At 73.3% G+C, this 13,563-nt stretch carries 16 protein-coding genes and 1 pseudogene; 7 read left to right on the top strand and 10 right to left on the bottom strand.

The annotated features are described in order from the left end of the window. Window positions 1–21: 21 nt before the first annotated feature. Window positions 22–774 carry a dienelactone hydrolase family protein gene (locus Aru02nite_RS16645; RefSeq protein WP_203658449.1) on the top strand — a complete coding sequence of 251 codons (753 nt, stop codon included), beginning with the start codon at window positions 22–24 and terminating at the stop codon, window positions 772–774. Between the two features lie 192 nt (window positions 775–966). Next, a complete protein-coding gene (locus tag Aru02nite_RS16640) occupies window positions 967–1,647 on the top strand; it encodes an NADP-dependent oxidoreductase (RefSeq protein ID WP_203658448.1) in 681 nt (226 codons plus the stop codon). Between the two features lie 144 nt (window positions 1,648–1,791). Here Aru02nite_RS16640 and Aru02nite_RS16635 read toward each other — a convergent pair whose 3' ends face one another. Beyond that, window positions 1,792–2,511 carry a DinB family protein gene (locus tag Aru02nite_RS16635; RefSeq protein ID WP_203658447.1) on the bottom strand — a complete coding sequence of 240 codons (720 nt, stop codon included), beginning with the start codon at window positions 2,509–2,511 and terminating at the stop codon, window positions 1,792–1,794. A 390-nt stretch (window positions 2,512–2,901) separates the two neighbouring features. On the opposite strand from Aru02nite_RS16635, the gene Aru02nite_RS16630 reads away from it, so the two are divergent. The 4 genes and pseudogenes from Aru02nite_RS16630 to Aru02nite_RS37585 all read left to right on the top strand — a co-directional run bounded on the left by Aru02nite_RS16630 (window position 2,902) and on the right by Aru02nite_RS37585 (window position 5,045). After that, window positions 2,902–3,444, top strand: a complete 543-nt coding sequence (locus tag Aru02nite_RS16630) for an MOSC domain-containing protein (protein ID WP_203658446.1) — start codon at window positions 2,902–2,904, stop codon at window positions 3,442–3,444. Between the two features lie 292 nt (window positions 3,445–3,736). After that, window positions 3,737–3,979, top strand: a complete 243-nt coding sequence (locus Aru02nite_RS16625) for a hypothetical protein (RefSeq protein WP_203658445.1) — start codon at window positions 3,737–3,739, stop codon at window positions 3,977–3,979. A gap of 404 nt (window positions 3,980–4,383) precedes the next feature. Beyond that, window positions 4,384–4,848 (top strand): annotated as a pseudogene (locus Aru02nite_RS37590) (HAD family hydrolase); the annotation flags it as partial. Beyond that, a complete protein-coding gene (locus Aru02nite_RS37585; RefSeq protein ID WP_275408652.1) occupies window positions 4,743–5,045 on the top strand; it encodes an HAD-IA family hydrolase in 303 nt (100 codons plus the stop codon). The pseudogene Aru02nite_RS37590 and the gene Aru02nite_RS37585, both read left to right, overlap by 106 nt. Before the next feature lie 116 nt (window positions 5,046–5,161). Here the strand turns inward: Aru02nite_RS37585 and Aru02nite_RS16615 are convergent, their stop codons facing one another. After that, window positions 5,162–5,932, bottom strand: coding sequence for a LamG-like jellyroll fold domain-containing protein (locus Aru02nite_RS16615; RefSeq protein WP_203658443.1), 771 nt, complete (start codon window positions 5,930–5,932; stop codon window positions 5,162–5,164). Window positions 5,933–6,408: 476 nt separating this feature from the next. Between Aru02nite_RS16615 and Aru02nite_RS16610 the strand changes: the two genes are divergently transcribed. Next, window positions 6,409–6,675 (top strand): hypothetical protein, encoded by a 267-nt coding sequence (locus Aru02nite_RS16610; protein ID WP_203658442.1) that lies wholly within the window; start codon window positions 6,409–6,411, stop codon window positions 6,673–6,675. A 78-nt stretch (window positions 6,676–6,753) separates the two neighbouring features. On the opposite strand, the gene Aru02nite_RS16605 is transcribed toward Aru02nite_RS16610, so the two are convergent. From Aru02nite_RS16605 to Aru02nite_RS16570, 8 genes are all read right to left on the bottom strand, one after another. Further along, window positions 6,754–7,545 (bottom strand): alpha/beta fold hydrolase, encoded by a 792-nt coding sequence (locus tag Aru02nite_RS16605; protein WP_203658441.1) that lies wholly within the window; start codon window positions 7,543–7,545, stop codon window positions 6,754–6,756. A 343-nt stretch (window positions 7,546–7,888) separates the two neighbouring features. Then, window positions 7,889–8,332 carry a hypothetical protein gene (locus tag Aru02nite_RS16600; RefSeq protein WP_203658440.1) on the bottom strand — a complete coding sequence of 148 codons (444 nt, stop codon included), beginning with the start codon at window positions 8,330–8,332 and terminating at the stop codon, window positions 7,889–7,891. A 187-nt stretch (window positions 8,333–8,519) separates the two neighbouring features. Beyond that, window positions 8,520–9,743 (bottom strand): hypothetical protein, encoded by a 1,224-nt coding sequence (locus Aru02nite_RS16595; protein WP_203658439.1) that lies wholly within the window; start codon window positions 9,741–9,743, stop codon window positions 8,520–8,522. Window positions 9,744–9,832: 89 nt separating this feature from the next. Further along, the gene (locus Aru02nite_RS16590; protein WP_203658438.1) at window positions 9,833–10,087 is read right to left on the bottom strand and encodes a glutaredoxin family protein; all 255 of its coding nucleotides are present in this window, start codon (window positions 10,085–10,087) and stop codon (window positions 9,833–9,835) included. Next, window positions 10,084–10,386, bottom strand: a complete 303-nt coding sequence (locus tag Aru02nite_RS16585) for a heavy-metal-associated domain-containing protein (protein ID WP_203658437.1) — start codon at window positions 10,384–10,386, stop codon at window positions 10,084–10,086. The genes Aru02nite_RS16590 and Aru02nite_RS16585 overlap by 4 nt, the downstream gene beginning before the upstream one ends. Before the next feature lie 355 nt (window positions 10,387–10,741). Continuing rightward, window positions 10,742–13,045 carry a heavy metal translocating P-type ATPase gene (locus Aru02nite_RS16580; protein WP_203658436.1) on the bottom strand — a complete coding sequence of 768 codons (2,304 nt, stop codon included), beginning with the start codon at window positions 13,043–13,045 and terminating at the stop codon, window positions 10,742–10,744. Beyond that, entirely contained in the window at window positions 13,042–13,206 is a 165-nt protein-coding gene (locus Aru02nite_RS16575; protein WP_203658435.1) for a hypothetical protein, read from the bottom strand. The genes Aru02nite_RS16580 and Aru02nite_RS16575 overlap by 4 nt, the downstream gene beginning before the upstream one ends. Beyond that, the gene (locus tag Aru02nite_RS16570) at window positions 13,203–13,415 is read right to left on the bottom strand and encodes a heavy-metal-associated domain-containing protein (RefSeq protein WP_203658434.1); all 213 of its coding nucleotides are present in this window, start codon (window positions 13,413–13,415) and stop codon (window positions 13,203–13,205) included. The genes Aru02nite_RS16575 and Aru02nite_RS16570 overlap by 4 nt, the downstream gene beginning before the upstream one ends. Between the last annotated feature and the right edge of the window lie 148 nt (window positions 13,416–13,563).

The following is a 13,563-nucleotide window of genomic DNA, read 5'->3' as shown; positions in this document are numbered from 1 at the left end:
CCTCCCGAAAGGCAGAACCCCATGCATTCCGTACGGTTCACCGCGCAGACCACCACCGACGGTGTGGTCGAACGCGACTTCGTCGTCGGCGACGTACCCGGCGTCCTCTGGTCACCCGCGTCCGGCCCCGCGCACGCGCCCCTCGTCCTGATGGGGCACGGCGGCGGCCAGCACAAGAAGACGCCGGCGCTCGCCGCCCGCGCCCGCCACGCCGCGACCACCCACGGCTTCACCGTCGTCGCCATCGACGCGCCCGGACACGGCGACCGCCCGCGTACCGCGGACGACGAGCGGGTCCGCGCCGACTTCCGGCAGGCGCACGAGACCGGCGACACCGCGCGATTCAAAGACATCAGCCTCCGGTACGGGATCGCGCTGGCCGAGCGCGCCGTACCCGAGTGGCGGGCGACCATCGACGCGCTCCAGGCACTGCCCGAGATCGGACCCGACGCGCCGGTCGGGTACGGCGGCGGCATCACTCTCGGCACCGCGATCGGGATCCCTTTGACAGCAACGGAACCCCGGATCCGCGCGGCCATCTTCGGCGGCGGGTTCTTCGTCCACGACGGGCAGCTCGCCGCGGCACGGCGGATCACCGTACCGGTGCAGTTCCTGCTGCCGTGGGACGACGAGCACGTCGACCGGCGGTCCACGCTCGCGCTGTTCGACGCGTTCGGCTCGACCGAGAAGACGTTGCACGCCAACCCCGGCGACCACCGCAGCATCCGGTGGGTCGGCGTCGACGACGGCTTCCTGGCCCGGCACCTCGGCTGACCTCGTACGGTGCCGGCGGCGCATCCTGCCGCCGGCACCGACCGGTACGCGATGCCCGACAGCCACGCGAGAACCGTTGCCACGCCGCCGATCCCGAACGCGGACCGGTCGCCGTCACCGGGTCGGTACGGGGCGCGGCGCCTCGCCGGCCTGCCGGTCGTACTCGGCGCGCGCGGCGACGATCTCCCGCGCGTGGTCCATCGACCAGTCGCCGATCGCGGCGGTCAGGCGGAGTACGTCGTGGTCGCGGTCGACGCGCTCGCCGCCAAGCCCGCCGGCGTCGACCACGTCACCGCCGCAGCGCTGCCCGTCGCCGGACTGACCGCCTGGCAGGCCCTCACCGACGCCGCGCGGATCCGCGCCGGCGACCGGATCCTCGTCCACGCGGCCGCCAGCGGCGTCGGCCACCTCGCCGTACAGCTCGCCAAGTACCGCGGCGCCCACGTGACCGGCACCGCCGGCGCCGCCAACCACGGGTTCCTGCACGCGCTCGGCGCCGACCAGCTCGTCGACCACCGCACCACCGACTTCACCACCGTCGTACCCGGGATGCACGCCGTACTCGACATGGTCGGCGGCGACTACGGCCCCCGCTCACTGGACGTGTTGCGCCCCAACGGAATCCTCGTCTCCATCAGCGGGTCGGGATCCGAACGGCTGGTCACCCCGGAGGTTGCCGAGGCGCGCGGGCTGCGGTACACGGAGTTTCCGATGCGGCCGTCCGGCGCGGGCCTCGCCGCGCTGCTGGACCTCGTCGCCGCCGGTACGTTGCGCGTCTCCGTGGCCGACACCATGCCGTGGACCGAGGCTGCCGAGGCACACCGGCGGATCGAGTCCGGCCGTACCCGCGGCAAACTCGTGCTCACCCACTGACGCACGGCCGATCGTTCGCAGGGCCGTACGCGGAAGGCGTCGAGGATGGCGTTTCCGCCGCTGACATCAGCCAGCGCCCGGGCCCGGCAGCTCGGCACCGCGCCGCCGGACGGCGCTGCCCGCATCCGTACTCCGTAGCCGGCCCTACCCGGCGTCCTGTGCCTCGATCAGGTCGAGGTCGCGGACGCAGAAGCCGTGGTGCTCGAAGGTCTCGTTGAGCACCGTGCGGAGGCACTGCCGCACCGACCGGCCCCGCGCGTACGGCGGCCAGACATCGTCGTCGGGCACCGGCGCCGGTGCCGCGAGCTGCGCGGCGGTGACCTCGTCGAGCCACGCCCGAAGCTCGGCGACCTGCGCGGCTCGTACGCGCACGACCTCGTCGAGGGTCGGATCGAGCGACAGGTCGAGCCCGTGCGCTCCACGGTACGGCTCGACCTCCGGCCCGATGCCCATCGGCGTGAACCGCTCCGTCGAGCCCAGGCAGCAACGGCGGAACCACGAGTCGTGCACGAAGACCAGGTGACGCATCGTCTGCACCGCCGACCACTCGTCGTGCACGCTGCGACGCTCGATGCCGGGTGTACGGCGGATCCGCTCGATCGTGGCGGCCCAGCAGGTCTGGAGCTGACGCGCCGCCTCGCGCAGATCGGCCGGGTCCTCGGACCGGATCAACACCCGCACCGGACGACGCCGGTCCAGCTCCGCCTCGACGTACCCGGTGACCTCGACACCGTTCACCACGAGATTGGTGACCAGCCCGTCGATCACGGCATCCTGCATGACCACGCCGATCAGGCGCGCCCCGGTCAGATCGCACTCGCGGAACTCCACACCGTGCAGATCCTCGTCAACGTACCGCGTCATGCTCCGCATACTAGGGCCGGGCACCGACAATCCGGTCCGGCCGGTCCCGGGTCCTGACCGAGCGCGAAGAACACCACGACGGCGATCGCCCGCAAAGAGTCCTTCTCCCGATGCACCGAGACCTCCACCGACCCACGCGTACGCGGTGCCGTCGTCGACCGGCGCACGGCGGCGACATCGCGTTGCCTCGTGGCGTTCGATCCTTTCCGCGCGGTCCGGCGTGGAATCACCACATCCGGCCGGGGAAGCGCCCGGCCGCGTCGAGCTGGGCGTGACCGACCATCCAGCGGGCAGCTGGGCCTCACAGTTCGATCGGGCGTCGGCACCGCACCACGAGGCGACGGCTAGGGTCGGGGCCGACCGTGACCACGGACGAGGGGGCAACAGGGCATGAGCGGTACGGTGACGGCGGTCAGCAGCAGCGGGCGGTACTCGTTCACCAAGCCGAACCGCGACAGCGTACGGCTGCTCGCCGGGCTCGGCGTGGAGGGCGATGTGCACGCCGGTGTGACGGTCAAGCACCGCTCCCGCGTCGCGCAGGACCCCACCCAGCCGAACCTGCGCCAGGTCCACCTCATCCACGAGGAACTGTTCGCCGAGGTCGGCGAGGACGGGTTCACGGTGGCACCCGGCCAGCTGGGCGAGAACATCACCACCCGTGGCATCGACCTGCTCGGCCTGCCGGTCGGTACGCTGCTGCGCCTGGGTGACGCGGCGGTCGTGGAGGTCACCGGGCTCCGCAACCCCTGCCGGCAGATCGACACCTTCCAGAACGGGCTGCTCAAGCGGGTCGTCGGCCGCGACGAGGCGGGCAACATCGTACGCAAGGCCGGGATCATGAGCATCGTCCGGCACGGCGGCGTCGTACGCCCGGGCGACGCGATCGCCGTCGAGCTTCCCGACGGCCCGCACCGTCCACTGGACCGGGTCTGAGCCCGGCCGTTCCGGAGCCGGCGCGCCGTCGCCCCGGCGGACGGCCCGGGCGGACCCGGCGCCGCGCCGCCCATTCCGAGACGGTTCGCGACCGGCCGTTCGCGAGCCGGCGCGCCGTCGCCCCGGCGGACGGCCCGGGCGGATCCGGCGCCGCGCCGTCCATCCCGAGACGGTTCGCGGCGCCGGCCCACAACGGACAGCGCAGCCGTTGCCCGTCGCGAGGGTCCGGTGTCACCCGTACGATGCCCGCGCGGGAACCCGCCCCTTACCTTCCGGTACCTAGGCTGGAGCGATGGTGGCGCCAGATGAATGGCTCCGGCTCCTGGAGGAGTTGCTCGAAGCGGAGCGCCGGCACGCCGTTGCCCTCCAGCAACTCGCCGACGCCCGCCGCGAGTGGGCGGCCGGTTGCGCGGACGCCGCCCGCCGGGTGCACGTCGGCGAGGCCGCCGCGGAACCCGCCGGTCGTTGTGTCCGGGAGATCAGGGCCGCCATGAACGCCCACCGCGGCCGGCCGGACGGCAACGCCCGCCACTGAGTGCGTCCACTCGATTGCTCGTACGCCATTGGCCACTCCGCGCACCGGCCAGCCGACACCGGGTGTACCCGCGCCGCACTCGGCCGGTTCACGGCTCGCCGAGCCGTTCCGTGGCATGGTGTTGTCGCAGCGACTCCCGCGCCGACGGACATGCCCGATCACGTACCCGGCGGGATCCTCGCCGCAGCGGAGCCGGACGAACGCACGCGTGCGGCAGACGAGTTCCTGGAACGGCAAGCGAACAGCCGAACGCCGGCGCCGATGTCCTCTGGCCGGCACGCGGCGGGCAGGACGATCCTGGATCCGACCATCGAGCCCGCCCGTACCAAGGCATGATCCCGGATCGGGCTGCGCGCCGACCTCGGCTCGTGGCGAGCGGCGGGAACGATCGACCACGGTGACGTATGTTCCAGCCCATGACCCGTAGTTCCGGTGCGACACACGACGGACTGCCTGCCGTCGTGGCGCTGGACGCGATGGGGGTCCTCTACCGGAACGGCGACGTCGTGGCGAGCCTGCTCGTGCCGTACCTGCGGGCCCGTGGATGCCGGGCGACCGACGCCGAGGTTCGTGCGACGTACCGGGCGTGCACTCGCGGGGAGATGACCACTGCCGAGCTCTGGGACACGCTCGGGGTGGCCGATGCCGCGACCGACGAGGGCTACTGCACCGCGCACCGGTTGACCCGCGGCGTCGTCGACACGCTCCAGAGGCTCACTGGTGCGGGGATCACGGTGGCGTGCCTCACCAACGACACCACCGAATGGTCCGCCCTGCTCCGCCGCCGCTTCCACCTCGACCGCCACATCCACCACTGGTACGTCAGCGCCGACATCGGTGTCCGCAAGCCCGACCCCCGCGCGTACGACGCGCTGTTGAGGGGCTGGGCGTGCCGGCATCGCGGGTCCTGTTCGTCGACGACCGCGGGCCCAACCTGGCCGCGGCGCGGGAGGCGGGCATGCGAACCATCCTGTTCACGAGCGAGGACACCGACCGCCATCCGGTTCCCGCGGGCATTCCCCGGGTCGGCACCATGGCCGGGCTCGTCACCGCGAGAGGCGTGTGACGTCGTCGGACGCAGTGCCGGCGGTCAGGTCGGGACACGGGAGGGCGACGGGTCGTTCTGCCACTCGGCTACTGCCTCGGGACGCGGCGCCGGCGACCTGTACCGGCGGGGTGTGCTCAGCCGATCCCGACGGCGACGTCGTCGATGGCACCGTGGAACTGGTCGCTGCCCGCCGACACGGCGTTGCCACCCACGCGCAGCGGCCCCGCGCCCGACAGCGACAGACCGGCGGGTACGGACACCTGACCCCGCTCGGCGCCGTCCACGACGATCCGCAGGCTGGCGCCGGAACGACGGCATTCCACCTCGTGCCAGCTGCCGTCGGCGACCGACACGCTGGACCCCGCGAGGTACTTCCGCGCACCTCGACGCCCGACCACGCAACTCGGCCGGCCGGCCTTCCCGTCGACCTGCAGTTTCCAGAGCGCCGCATCCCCCCAGTTGCCGTTCTGTACGACGTTGGCGCCAGCCGCCGTGTCACCGCTCGCCACGCGTACGGCCGCGGCCAGCCGGAACGGTCGGGTGCCCGCGTCCAGGTCGCGGCCGGTCGCTGCCTCCAGGATCGCGCGGCCGCACGTCCCCGATCGCCGGCACGGGGCCGGGAACCGCGCAGCCCGACCCGTTCTCCCGCGTACCCAGCTGATCCTGCCGCCCGCGGCCACGCGGACATGCAGCGTGTGGCCGCTGCCCGTGTCGTCCCGGACCTGCCCGCCCGCGGTGACGGCCCCCGAGTTGAAACCGTACGACGCCACGGTGCGCATCGCCGGGGCGGACGCCGACCGTACCTGTGCAGCGGCAGCGGGCACCGGACGCGCCCCGGCTCCGATCGTCATGGCGGCGACGACGCAACCCGCGCCACACAGCAGCGCTGTCACTGGCTTGGCCATGCACGCAGCGTACGTAGGAAGCGCCGGGCCACGCGGGACATCCCGGAGACGACGCACGGCCGTCCCGTCTGGGCGCCTCAGGTGGCGCGTGTTCCGTTCCGGGCAATGGTGCCCCACAAAGGAAAGGACGGCCCGTCCGACCACTGTGGACGGTGGGTTCGCCCGACGGTCCCGCACCGCACCGCGCGGGGCGCCACGCCTGGTACTCCGGCGGCATGCACGGTCGTACCCGGAGTGCGTGTCGGCGGCGGTCACCTCGACCGGCCGGTACCGCGTCTCGTACCCCGGCAGCCGTCGCCGGTGCGTTGGTGGTCGCGGACGCCGCCGGACCGAACGAGCCGCCTGCACTGCGCGCCCGGCGGCCCGTTCATACGCCGACCTGCCGCGGCGATGCGGCACGGTCACGTCTCTGCCGGAGTGTGCACGGAGCTGTAGCCTCGTCCGAGGCTGTCTGGACGCCGCGGTGAGGAGTCGTGATGGGTCAGCACGACGCAGCAGTGCTGCGGGCCGAGACTCTCGATGCGTGCCTGCGGGTGGTGTCCCAGTGGGACGAGGTGCGCCAGGCATTGGAGCGTTCACCTGATCGCGCCGGGGCGATCGATGCCCTGTCGGACGTCCTCGGCGTGTCCCACGCGTCGGCGACGCTGGTCATGGACGGGTCGATCCGACTCTTCACCCCGTGGTTTCGCGACAGGCTGCGGGACGAGCTGGCATCGATCCAGGCGTCGAACGAGGGTGAGTGAGCGCTCGGACGGCGGAGCGAGGCGACCGCCCTCCTGAGCAGTAGCCCCGCCCCGCCGTCCACCGGATCCGTTGGACACTCACCGAGAACTTGTGGCGAGGAAGGTACGGACGGCGGCGGCGAACTCGTCCGGCGCGCCGGTGTAGACCATGTGGTCGGCGTCCAGCTCGACGGACGTGGTGCCGGGCCGGCGTTCGACCATCGCGCGGACCTGCTCGGGCGGGATCACTCCGGTCGTACCGTGGATCAGCAGGGCCGGGCAGGTCGTCGCGGTCCAGTCCGCCCAGTGGTCGCCGTGCACATGGTCCTCCGACTCGTACATGTCCCGCGGGTGGAACGGCAGCCGCCAGCGTCCGTCCGCGTTTTCCCGTAGCCGGTCGGCGAAGTAGGGTGCGGCCGGACCGAGTCCCGCGACGAGCGCGGCACGGGAATCCGCCTCGTACGGCAGGTCCAGCAGGAAACCGAACGGGTTGGCACCGTCGAGTCCGAGCTCGGCGGCGCCCTCGGCGTCGACGAGCGCGCTGACGCGTCCGGGATGCCGCGCGGCGAACTGGTAGGCGTTGATGGCGCCGAGCGAGTGGCCGAGCAGCGCGACCCGGTCCAACCCCAGCTGGTCCAGGAACGCCTCAAGGTCCGCGAGATAACCCTCCCGCGTGTACTCGCCGGCCCGGTCCGACTCCCCCTGGCCGCGCTGGTCCGGGGCGATCACCCGCCACTCGGGGCCGAGCTGCCGGGCGAGGTCGGCGAACGTGGCGCCTTCGGACAGGTGCCCGTGCAGCGCGACCAGTGGGCGGCCGGTACCGCCGAAGTCGAGGTACGACAGTCGGCGGCCGTCGAGGAACAGGTCGGAGCGGATGGCGGTGTCGTTCATGGTTTCTCCCTTGCCAGGTACGTGCCGGGAAACCGTAACAGCGACTTGCACGATCGCGCAAGACGGTTGAGTCATTCGATTGCGCCAGTCGTTCGAACAACTCCGGCGGCGTCGCTCCGCGGAACACGAGTGAAAGCGGAATCCGTTCAGTACCAAGCGTTTCCGGACGGATGCGGCGACTGCCCGGTACCTCGGGGAGCCGCGGGCCGGGCCGGGTTCGAGCTCGCCCGCGCCGGCCGCCGTACGAGGCGGATCCCACGTGCCGGTCCCCCGGTACACGGCGAACAGCGCGGCGCCGATCGGCCCGCTGGAGCCGGCGACGACGATCCGGATCCCGGTCGCCCTACCGGAGGCCGACGCTGGCGACCAGGGTGAGCCCGAACCCCGCGCCGACGAGCAGCCAGATCGCCCGGGCGCACAGCAGCAACCGGCGGCGCAGCGCCGGGCGTTCCGCGCGGCGGGCGAACACGCGGGCCGGCCAGTGCCGCCACGACACGTACCAGAAGACGGCGGTTGCGGCGAGGTCGAGCCCGAGCGCCGTGGAGTACACGGCACGGGCGCCCGGCCAGGGACACAGCAGGGCGAGCGCCGCTGCCGACACGATCAGGGTCGCCGCGATCCCGAGCACCCGCGACCGGTTGCCCTGCGCGAGCACCGTCAGGTACTCCTCCAGCTGGTCGTCGTCGGTGAGGAAACGGGCGCTCCGCGGCTGCACCACCACCAGGCTGTACGTCATCGACCCGGTCCACACCGCGGCCGGCACCAGGTACACCGCTTCGAGGATCACGGCCGAACGCTACGCCGCCCCCGCCACCTGCCCGGGTCGTCGGGCTGGTTCGCGTCACGTCGGCCGATCCCCGCGCCTCCACCGGACCCCACGCACCTCCCGACAGCGGACCGGTTCGCGTCGCGTCGGCCGATCCCCGCGCCTGCACCGGATCCCACGCGCCCTCCGGGCGGCGGCGGTGCCGCGCTCATCCCGGGTACGAGAGGATCGTGGCGCGGGCGAAGTCGTCCCCGCCGTGCAGGGTGAGCCCGACGGCGCCGGCGGCCCAGACCTCGCGGGTTCCGGGTACGCGGGCGAGGTCGTACACCTGGAGGCGTTGCCGGTCGGGCGTCTTCCCCGAGCGGCCGGCGACCGGCGCCGGACGACCGATCGTCCGGCGGACACCGGCGGCCGTACGGTGCTCGGCCGCGCCGTACAGGGTGGCGAGGACGAAGCCGCCGGCGCCGTCCGTGGTGGCGGACAGGCCGGTGTCGGGCGGGGTCCGCGTCATGCCGGCGGTGAGCGCCTTCGGGGCCTGCCGCCAGCGCGTACCGTCCCAGTGCAGCGCGAGCACGGTCTGCCCTGGCGAGCCACCGCCGGTGTCCTCGTCGACGTGGACGCCGAACGCCCACGCGTCGGTCGCCGAGACCGGGACGACGGCGGTCAGCCGCGCCCGGTCGTCCGGGGCCGGCCGGACGTTCCGGTACGTCGGCGTGGGCACCGCCGTCCAGCCCGTACCGTCGAAGTGCGCGATGGCCGGATGGTGCCCGGCGCCGCCCGGGTTCTGGTCACTGCCGACCACCCACAGGTCGTCCGGGCCGGTACCGGCCATGGCGCCGAAGACGTCGACCGGCAGGCTGGCCGCCGTCCAGCGCCGCCCGTCCCAGTGGCGTACCGGCTGCGTGGTTTCGTTGCTGCACAAGGCCCACACGTCGTCCGGCGCGAACACGACCGCCTGCGCCACGTCGAAGTCGGTCGTGATCCGGGTCCACCGGCGGCCGTCCCAGCGCGCCGCCGCCGGCATTCCCTGTGTGGCCGTGTCGCCGGAGCCCAGCCGGCCGAACAGCCACACGTCGTCCGGCCCCGACGCGGCGAGCGCGGCACCCGCCAGCTGCGCCCCGTGGTACGGCGACAGCAGCGGTGACGGCAGCGTGGCGCGGCGCCACGTGTCACCGTGCCGGTGGAGTACGACGCCCTGCGCGGTGCCATCCCTGCCGCTGGTACGGGCGCAGCCAGCGGGTTCCTGCCCGACCGCCCACCCCTCGTCGCTCGACACCGGCAGCACCCTGGTCAGCACCGCGCCGCACGACGTACTCACGTAGTCGGCGTGCCAGCGCGGCCCGGCGTCCTCGCCACCACCCCCGCACCCGGTCGCGAGGGCGAGCACCGCCACCACCGTCGCGGCGATCCCGCGACGCGCTCTGCTGGACATCCCGCCAGCGTACGGTTCCGCGCCGGGAGGAGTCCCGAGCGCGAGGCGCTCGCCGGTGGCGGCGCCAAGCGTGCCGCCACCGGCGGGGGTCAGGTACGGGTGTCGAGGGCGGCGGCCAGCTCGTCGTCGGTCGGCTCGACGAGTACGGTGCCGTCGGCGAGCACGATGGTCGGCACCCGCCGGGTTCCCCGCTGCAGCCGGTACACCCGCTTCGCCGCGGCCCGGTCGGCGTCGACGTCCACGTAGTCGTACGCGATGCCGCGCCGGTCGAGCAGTGCGCGGGACCGGGCGACGTCGGGGCACCAACCGGTGCCGTACACGGTGGGCCGTGGCGTGTCGCTCACGCGCCGACCGGCCCGGCGAACGTGTAGCCGGCCGCCGTGACCGCGGCGGCGATCCGCTCCGTGTCGGGCTGAGGGTCAGCGTACACGGCCACCTGTCCGGTGGCCGGGTCCGCCCGCGCCTCGCGTACGCCGGGCAGGTCGGTCACCGCGGCCGTCACCCGGCCCGCGCATCCACCGCAGGTCATGCCGCCGACCGCGTACACGGTGGCGTCGGGTGCCTCGGCCGGGGTGGTGGCGGGGGCCGCGCAGCAGGCGCAGGACGCCGACTCGTCGACGATCGTCAGTTCGGTCTCGTTCATGGCAGCTCCGTCTCTCGATGAAGGCCGGCGGCACCGCCGACCTTTCGTACCTGGATCCCTTGCCGGGCAAGGGTTTTCGACACCGAGCAGCACTCCGCGGCTGGCGGCTCGCGGAGTTCGACGCCGGACTCGTCTCGTGGCTTCCAGCCTCCGGTCGGCTGGATTCGGTGCGGTGAAGGGGTTTCCGTTGACAGCGGTCGCCGTCTCCGCGGTGATCCGGGGCCCGCGATGCGGCGGCCGGTGGCTCGTGTGACCTGTGCCAGCGTCGGCTGATGCCCGACCGCCGCCGCCTCGTTGCCGTGTACCGCGGGCGTCGGGTCCGGCGTGGCAGCCGGACCCGACGCGGGTCGTACCGTCAGCGGGCGGCGGCGACGGGAGTGGGCTCCGTCGTGGCGGGTGCCGTGCCGGCGACGGCGGGCGCGGGCAGTGCCCGGAACCGCCGCAGCCGCTGGCTGTTCGACACCACGAACACCGAACTGAACGCCATGGCCGCGCCCGCGATCATCGGGTTGAGCAGCCCGGCCGCGGCCAGCGGAAGCGCCGCCACGTTGTACGCGAAGGCCCAGAACAGGTTGCCCTTGATGGTGCGCAGCGTACGGCGGGACAGCCGGATGGCGTCGGCGGCGGCGAGCAGGTCGCCGCGTACCAGGGTGAGGTCGGCGGCCTCGATGGCGGCGTCGGTGCCGGTGCCCATGGCGAGGCCGAGGTCGGCCTGGGCGAGCGCGGCCGCGTCGTTGACGCCGTCGCCGACCATCGCGACGACCCGGCCCTCGGACTGGAGCCGGCGTACCGCGTCGACCTTGTCGGTGGGCAGGACGTCGGCGATGACGTCGGTCTCGTCGATGCCGACCTGGCGGGCGACGGTGGCCGCGACGCGGGCGTTGTCGCCGGTGAGCAGGACGGGGCGCAGCCCGAGTGCCCGCAGCCGGCGTACCGCCTCGGCCGAGGTGGGCTTCACGGTGTCGGCAACGGTGAGTACGCCGCGGGCGGTGCCGTCGACCGCGACCGCGACGGCGGTCTCGCCGCGGGCCTGCGCGTCGGCCATCGCCCGGTCCAGGTCCGCCGGCAGCTCGATCGCCCAGTCGGCGAGCAGCGACGGCCGGCCGACGAGTACCGCGTGGCCGTCGACGACCCCGCGTACGCCCGAGCCGGCGACGTTGCCGAAGTCGTCCACTGTGGACAGTTCGCCGTGGTCGGCGGCGGCGCGGGCGATCGCCTGCGCGATCAGGTGTTCCGAGGAGTGTTCCAGCGCTCCGGCCAGCCGCAGCACCTCGCCGGCGTCCGCACCGTCGGCCGGGTGTACGCCGGCGAGGCTCATCCGCCCGGTCGTCACCGTGCCGGTCTTGTCGAGTACGACGGTGTCGACGCGACGGGTGGACTCCAGTACCTCGGGGCCCTTGATGAGGATGCCGAGCTGCGCGCCGCGCCCGGTACCGACCAGCAGCGCGGTCGGCGTGGCGAGGCCGAGCGCGCACGGGCAGGCGATGACGAGGACGGCCACCGCCGCGGTGAACGCGGCCGTCAGCCCGCCGCCGGTACCGAGCCAGAAGCCGAGCGTGGCGACCGCGATCGCGATGACGACCGGGACGAACACTGCCGAGATCCGGTCCGCGAGCCGCTGGACGGCGGCCTTGCCGTTCTGCGCGTCGGTGACGAGCTTCGCCATCTGCGCCAGCTGCGTGTCCGCGCCGACCCGGGTGGCCCGCACGACCAGCCGGCCGCCGACATTGACGGTCGCGCCGACCACCTCGTCGCCCGGCCCGACCTCCACCGGTACGGGCTCGCCGGTGAGCATGGACGCGTCCACCGCCGAGGATCCCTCGTCGACGACGCCGTCGGTGGCGACCTTCTCCCCCGGCCGTACGACGAAGCGGTCGCCGACGACGAGGTCACCGACCGGTACCCGGTGCTCGGTGCCGCCGCGCAGTACGGCGACGTCCTTGGCGCCGAGTTGCAGCAGGGCGTGCAGCGCGGCCCCGGCGCGACGCTTCGCGCGGGCCTCGAAGTACCGGCCGGCGAGCAGGAACGTGACGACCGCGGACGCGGCCTCCAGGTAGATGTTGCTCGATCCGTGGCTGGTCAGCTCGAACCCGTGCCGCATGCCCGGTTCGCCCGCGGTACCGAGGAACAGCGCCCACAGCGACCAGCCGAACGCGGCGAGCGTGCCCAGCGACACCAGGGTGTCCATCGTCGCCGCGCCGTGCCGCAGGTTCGTGGCCGCGGCCCGGTGGAACGGCCACCCGCCGTACGCCACGACCGGCGCGGCCAGCGTCAGCGACAGCCACTGCCAGTTGTCGAACTGGAGCGCCGGCACCATCGCCAGCAGCACCACGGGGACCGTGAGTACGAGGGAGGTGATCAGGCGCTGCCGCAACGGGTGCAGCTCGTCGCGCTGGTCGCCGTCGGCATCGTCGGCCGTCGCCTCGGGGGCCGGCAACGCCGCGGTGTAGCCGACCTTCTCGACCTCGGCGACCAGGTCCGCCGGCCGTACCGTGTCCGGGAAGGTGACCGTGGCCTTCTCGGTGGCGTAGTTGACCGCGGCGGTCACGCCGTCCAGCTTGTTGAGCTTGCGTTCGATCCGGGCCGCGCAGGAGGCGCAGGTCATGCCGCCGATCGCGAGTTCGATCGTGCCGGTCGCCCGGTCCACCCCGGTGCTCATCGCTCCCCCATCCCCGGCATGTCGCCGTCGTGCTGTGGTACGGGCCGTTCGACGGCCGGCTCGCCGCGCAGCGGGCCGACGACGTGCCCCACGCCGTACGCCCCGCCGAAGAGGGCGGCGAGCGCGAGGGCGAAGCCGGCCAGCTTCGCGCCGGTTCTCATGACTCTTCCCGCAGGTCGTAGCCGGCCTCGGCGACCGCGTCGCGGATCTGGCCGGGCGTCACGCGGCCGTCGTCGGTGACCGTCAGCTGGCCGCTCGCCAGATCCACCCGTACGTCGCGGACTCCGTCGATCCCGCCGACCTCGGTCCGGACGCTGCGCACGCAGTGGTCGCACGTCATCCCCAGGACCTGGTACGTCGTCGTCGCCATCACCCACTCCTCTCATACCCCCAGTGGGTATTCGCTCGACACGAAGGATGCCCCGGCCCGGCCCCCGTTGTCAACCCCCCGGGGGTATCCGGTGCGGCCGACTTCGCGGGTCCGCCCTGCCTCGTTACGGCCTGGTTGAGCCGAATGC

This window comes from Actinocatenispora rupis (genome assembly GCF_016861975.1).
In the GTDB taxonomy this organism is placed as follows: domain Bacteria; phylum Actinomycetota; class Actinomycetes; order Mycobacteriales; family Micromonosporaceae; genus Actinocatenispora; species Actinocatenispora rupis.
Note: the sequence above shows the minus strand (reverse complement) of the source record. Positions and strands in the feature narration are given on the sequence as shown.